12 protein-coding genes and 1 pseudogene are annotated in these 15,865 nt (G+C 39.2%); 2 read left to right on the forward strand and 11 right to left on the reverse strand.

The features are described from left to right. Positions 1–211: 211 nt before the first annotated feature. The 7 genes and pseudogenes from R6U77_RS17160 to R6U77_RS17190 all read right to left on the reverse strand — a co-directional run. Positions 212–382: a hypothetical protein gene (locus R6U77_RS17160; RefSeq protein WP_319836582.1), complete on the reverse strand. Its 171-nt coding sequence runs from the start codon at positions 380–382 to the stop codon at positions 212–214. A 182-nt stretch (positions 383–564) separates the two neighbouring features. Continuing rightward, positions 565–2,394: a translation elongation factor 4 gene (gene lepA, locus R6U77_RS17165; RefSeq protein ID WP_293920909.1), complete on the reverse strand. Its 1,830-nt coding sequence runs from the start codon at positions 2,392–2,394 to the stop codon at positions 565–567. Between the two features lie 127 nt (positions 2,395–2,521). Beyond that, the gene (locus R6U77_RS17170) at positions 2,522–4,090 is read right to left on the reverse strand and encodes a glycoside hydrolase family 10-like protein (protein ID WP_319836583.1); all 1,569 of its coding nucleotides are present in this window, start codon (positions 4,088–4,090) and stop codon (positions 2,522–2,524) included. Positions 4,091–4,191: 101 nt separating this feature from the next. Then, positions 4,192–6,315 (reverse strand): InlB B-repeat-containing protein, encoded by a 2,124-nt coding sequence (locus tag R6U77_RS17175; RefSeq protein WP_319836584.1) that lies wholly within the window; start codon positions 6,313–6,315, stop codon positions 4,192–4,194. Positions 6,316–6,413: 98 nt separating this feature from the next. Beyond that, positions 6,414–7,532 carry a response regulator gene (locus tag R6U77_RS17180; RefSeq protein ID WP_293920912.1) on the reverse strand — a complete coding sequence of 373 codons (1,119 nt, stop codon included), beginning with the start codon at positions 7,530–7,532 and terminating at the stop codon, positions 6,414–6,416. Between the two features lies 1 nt (position 7,533). Beyond that, the gene (locus R6U77_RS17185) at positions 7,534–9,249 is read right to left on the reverse strand and encodes a sensor histidine kinase (RefSeq protein WP_319836585.1); all 1,716 of its coding nucleotides are present in this window, start codon (positions 9,247–9,249) and stop codon (positions 7,534–7,536) included. A gap of 96 nt (positions 9,250–9,345) precedes the next feature. Beyond that, positions 9,346–9,936, reverse strand: a pseudogene (locus tag R6U77_RS17190) (AAA family ATPase); the annotation flags it as partial. 90 nt (positions 9,937–10,026) lie between these two features. Here R6U77_RS17190 and R6U77_RS17195 point away from each other — a divergent pair. Then, positions 10,027–11,394: an HD domain-containing protein gene (locus R6U77_RS17195; RefSeq protein WP_319836586.1), complete on the forward strand. Its 1,368-nt coding sequence runs from the start codon at positions 10,027–10,029 to the stop codon at positions 11,392–11,394. 43 nt (positions 11,395–11,437) lie between these two features. On the opposite strand, the gene R6U77_RS17200 is transcribed toward R6U77_RS17195, so the two are convergent. From R6U77_RS17200 to gpr, 3 genes are all read right to left on the reverse strand, one after another. Beyond that, positions 11,438–12,241, reverse strand: a complete 804-nt coding sequence (locus R6U77_RS17200) for an alpha/beta hydrolase (protein WP_319836587.1) — start codon at positions 12,239–12,241, stop codon at positions 11,438–11,440. Positions 12,242–12,324: 83 nt separating this feature from the next. Beyond that, on the reverse strand, positions 12,325–13,149 hold the full coding sequence (gene spoIIP / locus R6U77_RS17205) for a stage II sporulation protein P (RefSeq protein WP_293920919.1): 825 nt from the start codon (positions 13,147–13,149) through the stop codon (positions 12,325–12,327). 53 nt (positions 13,150–13,202) lie between these two features. Next, positions 13,203–14,216 carry a GPR endopeptidase gene (gpr, locus tag R6U77_RS17210; protein ID WP_319836588.1) on the reverse strand — a complete coding sequence of 338 codons (1,014 nt, stop codon included), beginning with the start codon at positions 14,214–14,216 and terminating at the stop codon, positions 13,203–13,205. 164 nt (positions 14,217–14,380) lie between these two features. Between gpr and rpsT the strand changes: the two genes are divergently transcribed. Beyond that, on the forward strand, positions 14,381–14,629 hold the full coding sequence (rpsT, locus tag R6U77_RS17215) for a 30S ribosomal protein S20 (protein ID WP_293920921.1): 249 nt from the start codon (positions 14,381–14,383) through the stop codon (positions 14,627–14,629). A 181-nt stretch (positions 14,630–14,810) separates the two neighbouring features. On the opposite strand, the gene holA is transcribed toward rpsT, so the two are convergent. Continuing rightward, positions 14,811–15,824 carry a DNA polymerase III subunit delta gene (gene holA, locus R6U77_RS17220; protein ID WP_319836589.1) on the reverse strand — a complete coding sequence of 338 codons (1,014 nt, stop codon included), beginning with the start codon at positions 15,822–15,824 and terminating at the stop codon, positions 14,811–14,813. Positions 15,825–15,865: the final 41 nt, after the last annotated feature.

Raw genomic sequence — 15,865 nt, forward strand, 5'->3', positions numbered from 1 at the left:
TCCTTATCTTCTTCATCTAATCTAGTATACTCTGCTGCTTGCACATCCTTTGTACGAATGTCTATTAGTGGATTGCTGCTGGAGACGATGTACTAGCAATCGGGGGTGAAGCATAGGACAAGTTTTATTTTGTTACAAGAAAAAGCACGTAAATGAATGTAGCTAGCCAAACTCATTTACGTGCTCTATTTCTCAATATCGAATTGTTAAGCTATGCTAAGATTGGACATGCCTTTCCAGGTTGGCATTTTGGTGGTGGTGGCGTATAGCCTCCGCCCCCTGCACCTTGATCATTCGCAGCGCTTGCACCTGAGCTAAATGACAAACCGAAAAGCAGAAAAGTTGCAGCGGCAACTGATAACAATGTTTTTTTCTTTTTCATTGATTTATTTCCTCCTATATTCAAAATTCGTCTTTCAAATTGTTATATTCTATATTTTTTGTTAAATCCCTTTAACTTTTCAAATAATTTTAATAAATTACGATAATAAAAGCACTTAACCGTAAAAAAGGTTAAGTGCTCTATTAACTATAGCTAGAGTCATATTGCTCTGCTACTATTTCTTATTTACTATCATCCATCTTCAACACTGCCATAAACGCTTCCTGCGGAACTTCCACAGAGCCTACTTGCTTCATACGCTTTTTACCTTCTTTTTGCTTATCAAGAAGCTTACGTTTACGCGAAATGTCACCGCCATAACATTTAGCAAGTACGTTTTTACGGATGGCTTTGATTGTCGAGCGCGCCACAACCTTTTGTCCGATAGCTGCTTGAACAGGCACTTCGAATTGCTGTCTTGGGATTAATTCCTTTAATTTTTCTACAATCACTTTACCACGCTCATAAGCAAAGTCACGGTGTACGATAAAGCTTAATGCATCGACTTGCTCACTATTTAATAAAATATCCATTTTCACAAGCTTCGATGGCTTGTAACCGATTAACTCATAGTCAAATGATGCATAGCCTTTCGTGTTTGACTTTAAATAATCAAAGAAATCATAAACGATTTCCGAAAGTGGAATTTCGTATTGAATGCTGACACGTGATGTATCAAGATAATCCATGCCCATGAAATTCCCACGCTTCATTTGGCAAAGCTCCATAACTGCGCCTACATAATCGTTCGGCACCATAATCGTTGCTTTTACATACGGCTCTTCAATGCGGTCAATTTTTTGTGGATCAGGCATCATCGATGGGTTATCAACACGAATCGACGAGCCATCTGTCATAAATACTTCATAAATAACAGAAGGTGCTGTCGTAATTAAATCGATATTAAACTCACGCTCGATACGCTCTTGAATAATTTCCATATGCAATAAGCCTAAGAAGCCACAGCGGAAACCGAAGCCTAATGCTTGTGATGTTTCTGGCTCATATTGTAAGGCAGAGTCGTTTAGCTCTAATTTTTCTAGCGCTTCACGTAAGTCATTGTATTTCGCTGTATCGATTGGGTATAAGCCGCAGAACACCATTGGATTTAATTTACGATAGCCGGGTAATGCCTCTGTTGCTGCTTTATTACCTGCAAACGTTACGGTATCCCCTACACGTGTATCGCCAACATTTTTAATGGATGCTGTTAAATAACCTACGTCACCAACTGTTAATTCCGCTTGTGGCACAGCCTTTGGTGTATGAATTCCTACTTCAATTACCTCAAACTCTGCACCTGTTGCCATCATACGAATTTTATCTCCAGGCTTCACTGTACCGTTAACAATACGAATGGAAATGATAACACCTTTGTAGGCATCATAGACAGAGTCAAAAATAAGCGCTTGTAATGGGGCATCTGGATCACCTGTTGGTGCAGGTACTTTTTCTACAATTTGCTCTAAAATTTCCTCAATCCCGATACCAGCCTTCGCTGATGCTAAAACGGCATCTGATGCGTCCAGGCCAATAACGTCCTCAATTTCCTGCTTAACACGCTCTGGGTCAGCTGCTGGTAAGTCAATTTTATTAATAACAGGCATAATTTCTAAATCATTATCAAGCGCTAAATAGACGTTAGCTAATGTTTGTGCTTCGATACCTTGTGCTGCATCGACAACTAAAATAGCACCTTCACATGCCGCTAAAGAACGTGATACCTCATATGTGAAATCGACGTGTCCTGGTGTATCAATTAAATGGAATGTATACGTTTCTCCATCTTTTGCTACATATTTTAATTGCACTGCGTTTAATTTAATCGTAATGCCACGCTCACGCTCTAAATCCATCGAATCAAGCAATTGCGATTTCATTTCACGCTGTGTTACTGTTTTTGTTGATTCTAAAAGTCGGTCTGCTAAAGTTGATTTCCCATGGTCAATATGGGCGATAATCGAGAAATTTCGGATATTCTCTTGGCGTTTCAAACGTTCTTCTCGGTTCATATAATTGTTCTCTCCTAAATGTAAACTATAGTGCATTATACTATGAACAATAGGCAAAGCACAATGTTTGCCTAAATGATGAAAAAATACAGGAAGGCATATAGATTCCCTCCTGTACTTTTTCAGGCTACTCGCCCTCCACTACGACAAAAGCTGCTTCACTTTCTACACCTGTAGCGGATACAGCCTTAATGCCATATGTGTAGTTCTTTTTAGCTGAGGCTGTCTTGTCCACAAATGTTGTAAAGCCATTCGTATTATAAACAACATCTACAATATTTTTCGGATCATCGTATGAGCCTTCACCATTGCCAGCAAAACGATAAATAACATATTTACGTGGTTGATTTTTATTTCCATCTGTCATTTCAATTTTGCGACCAGTTGCCTCTTTTGTCACCTGTACAAAAGTCGGTTCAGCAGGCACTGTCGCATTTACCCAAGGTGTGCCTGGTGTTAGCGCCGTATAATTATATAGCTGCTGATTAACAACTGTTGCATAGCCTAGTTTATTAGCTTGCATACTTTTCAAAGAAAAGTGCATTTGTCCCATCGCCGCTGTTTTTGCTGAACGATTCGCTATAATTTGATTCGGTAGCTCCATTTTGTTTTTCCATGCTTTATCGCTATCGTTGCCTACTTTATAATCGGCAAGCCCTATATAGAGATGAACAGGGTGTGCTTTCGCATATGTTTGTACTTCATGGCTCCACCAGTCAAGCAATGTTCCGTATTTGGCAACAGACAATGTGCGCGACCAATAAATTTGTGGTGTCACATAATCAATTGTACCATTTTTAATCCATGCTCTTACATCCGCATATAAATCGTCATAGTTGTTGACACCTGCTTTTGTATCGCTACCTGTTTTATCTGCTGATTTATTGCGCCATACACCGAATGGTGAAATGCCGAATTGCACATGTGGCTTCGTTTCTTTAATTGCTGTATAAAGCTTTTTGACAAGCTGGTTCACATTATCACGTCGCCAATCCTCCACTTTTTTGAAGGAGCTACCGTATTTTTTGTAGGCTGCTTGATCTGGGAAAGCTTCCTTGGCAATTTTGTATGGATAAAAATAATCGTCCATATGAACTGCATCGATATCATAATTTGCTACTAGCTCTTTTACTGTTTTCACTAAATAGTTTTGCACTTCTGGCAAGCCAGGATTTAAATAATATTGCTTGCCATATTTGACAACCCAGCTCGGATTTTTTCTTGCGACATTATCAGGTGCAAGATCCTTTAATTTTTGGCTAGGCATTGTTACGCGGTATGGGTTCATCCATGCATGTAGCTCCATCCCTCGTTTATGTGCCTCTTCTACCATAATAGCAAGCGGGTCGTATCCTGGATTTGTTCCTTGTTTTTTCCCTGTTATGTAGGTTGACCATGGTGCGAGCTTTGATGAATACATCGCATCATTTGTTGGTCTTACTTGATAAATCACCGTATTTAACTTATTTGCTTTTAATTTATCTAATGTTTGACGTACCCAAGCGGTATATTGCTCCTTATTCATTCCCGCCTTCATATCAATATTTAGCACTGTTGAAATCCATACCGCACGCATCTCCTCTTTCGGCTGCACTGTGCTTGCTGATGCTGGATGGACAGTGATTGTTGATAGACATAAAACAAAAATCATAGCGACAAAACTTACAATTTTCCATTTTTTCTGTTGCTTTTTCATAATTCCTCCATCTTACTATTTTTCTCTTTTTAGTATACGACAAATACTGCACTTTTGAAATGCAAAAACGGTCGAGCTTGTTTTCTCGACCGTTTGATATACTATTGTTGCAGCGCTCGATACATAAATGCGACAAATTGCGCACGTGTCACAGGTTCATTTGGCTTGAAATATCCACCATCCCCCAAGGCAATTTGATGATCTGCTAGTATTGAGATATAGGCATATGCCCAATGTGTAGTAGGCACATCTTGGAATGTACTTGTTTGCTCTGAGGTTAAATCAAATGCTTCCACAAGCACTTTCGCCATATGTGCCCTTGTCATCGGTGCTTCAGGATTAAATTTGCCTTCTGTTCCATCAAATACCCCTGTTTGATACACTTGAGCAATCGCATCATAATAGCGATGCTTCGTCGTAATATCTGTAAACTCTTGCATCTCACGCACTGCTAGTAAATCAAATGCACGAGTAAATATTACTGCTACATGCTGACGCTGAATGGAATCGTTTGGCTTGAATGTGCTATCAGGATAGCCTTTAACCCAGCAGCGTCCTGCGATATCTTCAATCATTTTTTGTGCCCAATGTGAGGCGATATCGTTAAATTGAATTGGACATGCTGGTGGCTGTTCCAGAGTAGGCTCTGTGATTTCATTTGAGTTATCTGGTATATCCACTACATTTTCCACCCATTTTGCATACAATATCATATTTTCTGTCACGATATCCTGCGTAAAATTCCATTTATTTATGAACATAGCATCCTTATACCAGCCTACAAATGTGTAGCCTTCTTTTAATGGCTGTGTCGGCTCCACTACCTTTTGCTGTTCCTCAAGCGTTTGATTAGCTACTGTTGTCCCACCATTTACATTAAATATTACTGTATAAGTGGATCGCTCTTTTTCAATAGGTGCTGGTACTGGAGGTGGCGAAGTATTTTTCGTCCATTTAGCATAAAGTATCGTGTCTGCCATCACTTTATCATTTACAAAATCCCATAGCTCTGTAAATAGCACATCTTTATACCAGCCTGCAAATACATGATCTACTTTTGTTGGTGGAGGTGGCAATGTAATGTTCTCATTAGGTATAATATGCTGCATTGCAACAGCCGAACCTCCATTTGTATCAAAGGACACTTGATAATAGCTTTGCCATTTTGCATACAATGTTAGCGGCTTCGTCACGACATCTGTCGAAAAATCCCATCTATCATTAAACGTTGTATTTTCATACCAACCATCGAATATCGCATCAAGCTTGCTCGGCGCTCCGGGTTCTATTATTTTCCCTTTTGACAGTACATAGAGAGGATTTATTGCTGTCCCACCCATTGTATCAAAGGACACTTTATATTCATATTTAGCATAAATCACGAATGGTAATGTTGGAACAGAGGAATCCCACTCTATCAAAAAGTCTTCTGCTGTAAACATTCCTCCATAAATTTGTTGCACTCCATATTTCCCTTGACTAAGAAAAGGCTCCTGCCCAATAGTTGGGCTACTATTAAATGTCACTGTACGCACATTATTTTCTTGAAATGCCCAGTTTCCTAAATTATTTAAGGAGTTTGGAAATGTGATATCTGTTAAATAATTATTGCTAAACACAGCTTGTCCTAGCGTTTTAAGCGTATTGGGGAAGCTGACATGTGTTAATCGATTTTTAGAGAATGCACCTTGACTAATTTCTTCTACACCTACTGGAATTATGACATCAGTTAACAGATTATCAGCAAAGGCAAACGATGATAGTCTCGTTATATTTGGTGAGATATCGACTGTTGTTAATTGATTCTCAGCAAACGCATAATCCCCTAATGTTGTTACACTGTGTGGAAGAATAATTTCTGTTAACGCATTGTTAGCAAAGGCCGATTGATGAATCTCTTTTACTGTGTTGAACAAATTGACATTGGTAATTTGATTATTTTGGAATGCTTCTTTCCCTATAACTTGTACTGTATGTGGCACTGTCACCTTTGTTAACCCTTTATTGCGAAAAGCCTCATTTGCAATTTGTGTAACAGGCTCTCCCCCTGAGCCTAGTGTATTGGGTATCACAATCTCCCCTGCTGGCCCCGTATAATTTGTAATCTCAATTTCTGCACCATTCACATTGTAATGAAAGCCATTTTCCTCCGCAGCTTTAACTGATGAACTCCTCCCATATAAAATCAATACGAATATAGCGAGCAAAAGCCCTATTTTTTTCATGCAAATCTCTCCTTCTTGTCATTTATAAAAAGCTACCATAGATAAATGAAAGAAAAATGAAAAGGCATAGGGTAGTAGGCAAATATCAGCCTACTGCCCTATGCTTTTTGATATCGTTCATATAACTGCTGCATCGTCATTGATGGTGGTAAATGTAACTCTCGCTGCATTCTTTGCACATATTGCTGATAGTGCTGCTGGAAGGCGTACATATCCCTCATTGCTCCATATAGGTTGAGCAAAAGCTGATTTGCCTCTTCATCAAAGCCATCATATACTACTATTTTCCTGACGATTTCCACAGCCGTTACATAGCGTTCCCTCTGTAATAGCCAACTAGCAAGACGTTTGGCAAAGGAAGTATATAACAAGCTCATGCTCTCCTGCTCAAAAGCTGCCCATAAGAAATATGGTTCCTCAAATAGTACACCATTTACTTGCTTTTCTAGCTCTAGCGCCACATGTTCATTATCTTTGTTTATTTGTGTGAGCATTGCGACTCCTTGCTCGAATTGTAAAAAATCTACATCCATATTCGTCAAATCTAAGCGATATTTCTCCTGACCAGAAATGACATGACTCTTAAAGCCATGATCCTTTAATACCGCACGTAGCTGATAAACGGCTGTATGTAAATACGTTTCCGCATTTTTTACAGGCATCTCTGGAAAGACATCCTCAATCAGCCTCATTTTTGCTACGCTTTTCCCACGCTTCATTAACAAATAAGCAAACAATTCTTTATTTTTCTTGGAGCGCCATTTCACTTCACCATATTGTGTACTACTTACTTCGAGACATCCAAATGTTTGCACTTTAAGGCGATTTTGCACAGCATTTTCAGTAGTAGACGCTGTTCGTCGCTTACTCATAGCTCTTGCAATCGTTTGATTCAAACGGCTTTTCGACACTGGCTTTAACATATAATCAAGTGGATAAACATCGTAAGCCTGCATCGCGTAATTCGCATGGGCCGTCGTAAATACAATATCAAGATTTGCATTGTTTGCACGTAAATTGCGCGCTAATTCGATGCCATTGTCCTCAGCGATTTCAATATCTAAAAACGCGATATCTGCCTCATGCTGCTGAAGAAAAGCCAATGCCTCATTTATTTGTTGAAAGCTGCCAACAAGTTCAATCCCATCTATACTTGCTAACATACGTTTCATCGTTAGCAGCATAATTGGCTCGTCATCTACAATCAACACCTTCATTTTACTTCTCACCTCTCAGTGTAAAATAGAAAACGCTCCCTTGCCTTACAGCACTTTCCGCCCATATACTTTCACCACTTAATTGCATAAACTGCTTACTGACTAATAAGCCAAGACCTGCCCCTTTTTCACCAGCCGTGCCAGTCGTTGAGCGCATTTGATTTTCATGAAATAGCTGTTCAATTTGCTGTTCCTCCATACCAAGACCATTATCTCGTACAGATACAATGACCATTTCCCCTGATGACTGCGCCTTAATCTGAATCATTCCACCAGCTTGCGTAAACTTAATGGCATTGGATAATAAATTGCGCAGGACGAGCGATACTATTTCTCTATCTGCATAAACATATGTATCTTGTGCCATATCATTGACAACATGTAAATTTTTCATCTCACAGTGCAGAGCGACTAATTGACAGCATTCCTCCACAACATCTGCTAGCAGGAGCACTTGAGGTCGCAAGACGACATCATTTCGCTGACTGCGGAACCATTCTAGTAAATTATTAGACATAGTAAGTGTGTGTCGTATTTGCTCACCAAGCTTTGTAATTATTTCCTGATGGTCTCTGTCAAAATGCGCACGATCTTCCTCTAGCAGCTCGATTAATTGATATTGCATCGCTAACGGGCTACGTATATCGTGGGACACGACCGCAACAAGCTGATCTTTTAACTTGTTCAAATGCGCTATTTCCTCTAATTGCCGCTGTTGCTCTGTTATATCTACCAAAAGCGAGACACTGCCCTGTCCTATTTGCAATGGATAGACATGGACACGATACATTTTTTTGATCTTTTGTATCCACACCTCTATATCGACAACACCTTGCTGCATCGTCTGTGTTAAATGCTGCCATGCTGCCCACTGTGTAAGTAGTTCTGAAGCCTTTTGATTATAAATATCGCTATAGCCTAATAACTTAAAAAATTGAATCCCCTGCGCATTGCTTTCCATCACTTCACCAGCAGCATTCATAATGACGATACTCTCTGGGAAACGATCAAAGACAGTATGCTTAGCAATTGGCACAATCGCAAGAAATTTTGTTTTTAAAATAATAAACAAAATAGCTAATCCTGTCACACTGCAAAAAGTAGACAATGTACCTAGCTGGGTTGACCACTTTGGATTGGCAAAACGAATCATTTCTAACACAAATGGCAAGGAGGTCAATACTAAGACAAATAGACCTGGTCGGCGAAAATCATTGCGAATCGCCCACACATAGCGAAATAGATGGTAGAAGCAAATGGCTAAAATCGCATAGCACAAAATATTAAAGCTACTTGCATAGAGTGTTCTAACTGTTAACAATTGACCATCTACTAATGTGCTTGTGTGATAGACAATATGTAAATAAGGGTCAAGCCATATAAGTAAGCTCCAGCTAATAAAGGGTGAAAAAATCGCTATTTTCCACCCAACTTTAAGCGTTTTTTGATGATTAATTAATAAATAGACAAAGAGTATAAAGCAAGGAATCATTAATATTAGCGACGTTTGCTGAATAGCACGGAAAAAAATTTTTTCAGCTAATAAATAGCTACTTTTCTCTAAGATTAGACTACTTGCATACGTCATTCGACAAATGACAAGCGCCATCATATAAATGACTCCATATACTTTTCTAAAGCGATAAAGGGTGAAAAAAATAGTACCCATCATGATTAGAGATATTATCATTAGCATCAGCTCTACACTAAAAACCACGACAGGACCTTCTTTCTTTTTATTGTACTCAAATAGTATCATAGACAAAACATGGAGATAAAGCCAAATTTAGCAGCTAATATACCTTCTAGCATATTAACGAATATGCTGAAGTAATATTTTAATTCGGTCAAATTTCCTTTGTAGGGAATTGCGAGTATCAGGGAGCAACTTGACTCTCGCTAATTTTGCTACTTCCTCTACAACTTCATCAACCGTTAAAGCATCTGTCACTATTTTTCTCTCTGTTACCTCATGCTCAAAACCATATAAACAGGCTGCAATTTGCTGGCGCGGCCAACTATTCGGTCGCTCAAAACGTTTATTTAATCTTTTTGTTAAAGTAGCCTCACTTGCATACAAAATAAAATGTTCAATCGCAATCCCTTCATTTTGTAGCTGAGTAATAATTTCATCATAATTTTGCTTTTTAACAAGCGTCATCGGCACGATAATATGTCCGTCATGCTCTTGTGCTAGTAGTCTTAACATCTCTACATTCATTATGCGCCATTGCTTGAAATCTTGAAAATTGTTTTTCAGCATTGCTTTCGGTAGATGCTTATTTAAAAAATAGCCTATATTTTCAGGGTCATACACAAAAGAGTTTGGCAGCCGCTTGTTTAGCTCATAAGCTGTTGTTGTTTTACCTGAGCCAAAAGCGCCATTCAACCAAATAATCATAGGTTTGCTCCTTTCATCATCATCTAGCTACTTGACTTTCATAGCTCAATCATGATACATATGATTTTAAAAATTACAGGAGAGGGTGGGCATATGCAAGAAATTCTATTTACAAAGGCTTTCTATCTTCAGCAAGCCGAACTCGAACAGCTGCGCATGGCAATAGGGTTTGCAGAGCAGGCGCATGCAGGGCAATACCGAATAAGTGGAGAGCCTTATATTATTCATCCATTTGCTGTTACAGAGATTTTACTAGACTATCAAGCAGATATCACCACATTAATCGCCGCACTACTGCATGATGTTGTAGAGGACACACATTATACAACGGAAGATATCACACAGCAATTTGGCACAAAAATTGCCATGATTGTTGAAGGGCTCACAAAAGTAGATAAGAAAGACGTTACAGGGAAAGATGAATATAAAGCAATCAATTTAAAAAAGTTATTGCTGGCTGCCCAAATGGATATTCGAGTAGCCATTATTAAAGTTGTGGACCGTCTTCACAATATGCGTACATTGCAGGTAAAAACTGCTCAAAAGCAAGTGCCTTATGCAAGCGAAACATTAAAAATTTTCTCTCCTCTATGTAAAAAATTGAAATTATCCTATATACGACGGGAATTAGAAGAGCTAAGCTTCTTCTATCTCAAGCCTTCAAAATATGATAAAACAAAACACTGTTTAAAACAATACGAGCAGCTTTTAGAGCGCCTGTCTCAAACGTTGCAAACCTCGCTAGCATCAACTATCCCTTTTACGATTAGCTATGAAATGGAGCCGATGTATAGCGCCTATTCTAAAATAAAAGATAACGAGGAATTTGCAGCAATAGCAAAAATGATTATTACTACTTCTAATGCTCTAGATTGCTATCAACTAGTTGGCGACATTCACCAAATGTATCAGCCTATTCCCCATCGCTTTGAAGACAATATGACAAACCGCACATTCAATCATTACTTAAAAACAACGATTATGTTAGACCATTTGCAACTAGACATTATCATTGAAACGACAGAGAATCGACTGCGAAGAGAGCAAGGTGTTTTCTATTTTCTAACAGATGCTACAAGAGAGCATCAAGCACACCAGCTAATGGATACATTTATACTAACGAATCATCAGCTCACACAAAATGCAATTGAATTTTATGATTTCATCACATTTGAATTACTGCAAGAAACCATTACCGCATTTACACCCGCATTAGACACTGTCTATTTGCCACAAGATGCAACTATTATCGACTTTGCATTTACGCTAAATCCTGCGCTAGCTAAACGAATGTTTGGTGCTAAAATTAATGGTGTGGAAAAACCACTGACAACTAAGGTCGCCCATTTAGATATAGTAGAGCTTTTAGTTGCCAATCAAGAAAATCAAAATCTGAACGAATGGCTTAATTTTGCTAATAGCTCCAAGGCACAATTTGCAATTAATCAGGAGCTGGCATAAGCAAAAAAAGATGGTTAGCCAAGTAGCCAACCATCTTTTTCTTTTATACTCTTTTCTCAATCCAAGAAATGGCCTCTTCAATCACTTCATCGCGCACGGGTTCATTGAAAATTTCATGCATTAATTGTCCATAAATTTTTAATGATTTATCCGTAGCAGCAATCTCGCTATATAATGCAATTGAATCCTCTTCGCTTACAAGTCCGTCATTTGCTCCATGCATAATAAAGACCGGATCTACGAATTGCTGTGGATTCGCCTTTAACCAATCTATCCCTGCAATTAAATTATTTAATAAATCCACCGAGATTTGCTTTTCTACAAGCGGATCATTAACATATGCTGCTACAACAGCTGGGTCACTACAAACACCATCTCCCAGCTCGTTCGGTAAATACGTGCCTGATGGCAGATTAATAGGTGTTTCGCCAAAAAGTTGCTTTTTATAGCGAGTCAGTGCACCTGATAGTACAAACCCTTTCACTTTGTTCGGATATTTTGTGGCAAAGGCCGTTGTGGCAAAGCCACCCATGCTATGTCCAATAACGAAAACAGGCACATCTGGATTTTCTTGTAGCGCTACATCAACAACTGCGTTGACATCATCTACAATTTCATTGAAGTCCGTGTAAAATACGCGATTCCCTTCTGAGCGAGCATGTCCACGATGGTCAAAACGGTATACGCTAAAACTACGAGCTACTAGCTTTTCTGTTAAATAGTCGTAGCGGCTCGCATGCTCACACAACCCATGTACGATAACAACTGCCCCTTTTGCATTGTCCACTACATCTTTTTTGAAATACAGCTTTGTCCCATCAAATGAAGTTAACATCGTTTCTGTCATCCCAATTCCCCCGATATGATACAAGATGGATTTATCATACTATTATCTGAATTCTCTGTCTACAATGTAAAAGCGGCGCTCTTTTAGGCACCGCTTTGCTCACTTGCATTAATTTTCGCAATGGCTTGCGCTAATACCGCCACTGTACGCAAAATTTCTTCCTCTGTATTATCAATGCCACCAAGCTCTACTAGCAGCATTTTATGAAATAAATCTTGATTATAGACACCATCTACCCCTGCGCCTGACTTTTTCATCACACCCCGTGAAATGCCTGGCACAATACTGTCCATCGCTGCATGAATTGCCTCTGCATATTTTAAATTACCTGCATAACCGGGATGATCTAAGCCAACAACAAATGCCACTTTCGCAAAGCTCATTTCTGGCGTTTCCAATGTTGTCACCTTACGTCCCACCGCATCACGATGAAAATCGATGACTAAATCGTATAAATTCCCTGCCAATTCCTCTTGAATATACGGACGTACAACTTGATATGCTTGATGAAAACCTGCACCTTGCTGATTCATCACATTCATCACATCTACATCTAATACCGAGCCTTGCAAATTATTTAATTGAAAATGATTCAGCATCGCTTGCTGCATTGAGAAAATATTTGTTTGCTCATCATATACAGCCTTCATACCGGTTTTGCTTTCTACAGCTGGCTGATAAGCTTCATGGGAATGTGTGTAAACAAAAAGGATATCCATAGATTTAGGCGTGGCATTTATAGGACGCGGATTCAAATTCGTTGCGGCAGCGTAAACGACCTTTTTTTCAGGTGCTGGCTTCGACTCATTTACAGCTGCTTGGTTATTCGGAAAAGGAAGCTGTCCTATCATAATTGGTAGCAAAAATAAAATAACAAGCAGTATACAAAAGCGTTGCATTACTTTCATCGCTTGCATCCCCTCCTTCCACTACTCTATGGAGGGAGGAGATTATTTAGAACTTATGAATTTGTTAAATCGAATAGGCTGTTTGAAATTAAATGGGCATACTGCATAAGCCAAATGTCCACTTCCTTTGGGGTCACGATAAAGCGCTCCTGCGCATGAAATACTTCTTCAAATAGCTGCCTTTTATCGTCAATTGACCATGTCGACCACTCGCCAAAAATCGGCTTCACTAAGTTTAAGTCGGCATCGGTTGTATCGCCACGCCAGCCTGTCACCGACAGCTTACCCGATGGCTTGCCACGCTCACCAATGCGCGTAGCAATTGTGCGAAAGACAGTGTCGACAGCATCCGCTAGCAAAACGGTCGCTTCCACAACGGTCGGAATACCAATTGCTAACACTGGTACGCCTAGCACCTCCTGCGAAATTTCCGCACGCTGATTGCCGACGCCTGAGCCTGGATGAATACCTGTGTCCGTTAACTGAATCGTGCGACATAGTCGTTTGCTGCTTCTTGTTGCTAATGCATCAATCACAATGACGGCTGCTGGCTTAATCTTTTCTGCCAATGCTTTGACAAATTCGCTTGTTTCAAAGCCTGTTTGCCCTGTTACACCTGGTGCATACATAACGAATTGTTCATTTGGACTTTCCGAAAAGGCGCTTTGCAATTCATCAATGGCAATCGGACCAATCGCATCTGGCGTAATTGTTTTATTTCCGAGCCCAACAATCAATATTTTATTTGGTGCCTTATATTGAATGTCTTCCAATAGCATGGCGATATATTTTTGCAAAACTTGCTGCAATTGTGTAAAGCCATCCGTATCGCTCGGATAAAGTGTTGGAATGGATAATGTAATATAAGTACCTTTCTTTTTACCAATTTGCTTTTCTCCCTCTTGCGATACTGTAACCTTCGTTATTTCAACACGGTTCTCCTTCAGCTCCTCCATTACGACACCGCTTTGACGCGCTGTCTTTTCCTTTTGCTGCTGGGTTTCATACGTTAAAACTTCCTCAGCTTCATCTACCAAATCGGTTCTATTCCAATTAACTTGTTCCATATTTTCACCTCATTTTTAGTGTGCTCAAACTGTCAAGTAAATATTCTTTGCATTTATGTATTGCAATTAGGCTCACGGTTTGGTAGAATGATTTTTGTTGTATTGACACATGAAATAAGTGAGAAGATACTCATCTCGTACCTAATATTTAGGAGGTGAAAGTTATGCCAAATATTAAATCTGCTATCAAACGCGTTAAAGTTAACGCAAAAGCAAACGAAGCAAACTCTCAAGCGAAATCTGCTATGCGTACTGCAGTTAAAAAAGCTGAGCAAGCTTTAGCTACTGGCGCTGAAAATGCACAAGAATTAGTAGTTGCTGCTTCTAAAGCAGTTGATACGGCTGCTGGTAAAGGCCTTATCCACAAAAACGCAGCATCTCGTACAAAATCACGTTTAGCTAAAAAAGCGTAATTGATGAAACATTGGTCAGCACTTGTTGCTGACCTTTTTTCGTTTTGTTTGCGTGCCAGGCACACAAACAATTCTGACAATAAAGAAAACTTTACTTAATTAAGCGATTTCCACATTAGTATGATCACTTTTTCGATTGTTATGAGCATTTCGCTTTATTCCTATAGAAAAAACCCCTTCTTTACAGAAGAGGCTTCATTAAAAATAGCTCTAGCACACGAGCACGGTTGCTGCTCGTTGTTTTCAGTTGTAGGTCAACCGTTGCAAGTGCGTTCAATGCTTGCAATAAACGTTCTGCTGATGGACGATTACGTTGTTCAAGTATCATTTTAATGCGATATGGATGAACTTTTAGTTGCTTCGCAATTTGCTGTGGGTGATAGCCTTTTGTTAGTAGATAAAAAGCTTGGCTCATCGTGCGAATATTGGATGCCAGTAAACCAACAAGCATAATTGGCTCTTCTTTTTGGCGCAATAAATCATGATAAATTGTTAATGCCTCTGCCTGTCGATTGCCTAAATAAGCATTTAGCATTTGAAAGGCATCATGCTCCAGCGTTTTAGCAACAAGCTCCTCAACAATGTCTACTGTTACTTCATGCTCCTCACCTAAATACAAAACCATTTTTTCTAGCTCTGCTTTTAGCTGTAGCATGTTAGTCCCAACCATTTCGACAAGCTTCACGGACGCCTCATTTGTCATGACCTTTCCCATCGACTCTACTTCAAGCTTCATCCATACATATAAATCCTGCTCTTTTGGCGATTCTGCTAAAATTAAAACAGCCTTGTCCTTCAACAGCTTGACAATTTTTTTGCGCTCATCTAATTTTTCATATGGCGCTATAAAAACCGTAACAGCTGTATCAGTTGGATAAGATAGCCACGTTTCTAAACGCTTTAAATCATGGTCAATTTTTTCCTTACCTTTTTCTGCTGCCTTTAAAAATGAAGCATTTTTCGCAATGATAAGCTTTCTGTCTGTAAAAAATGGTATGGTATCTGCTTCATCTATTACAACATCTACAGATCGTTCAGTTAAATCAAAAGGCATTACTTCAACTTCCTCTTGTCCACTCAATGCATCCTTCAAACGGCTTATTGTTTCATCTATAAAATACGTTTCTTCTCCAACAATTAAATAAACAGGGGCTATACTCCCCTTCTTTATATCCTGCCAAATTTTTGTAATCATTTCAAAACCTCGCTTGTGCTTCTTCCTCTTTAGTATAACAT

Source organism: Lysinibacillus louembei (genome assembly GCF_033880585.1).
Taxonomy (GTDB): domain Bacteria; phylum Bacillota; class Bacilli; order Bacillales_A; family Planococcaceae; genus Metasolibacillus; species Metasolibacillus louembei.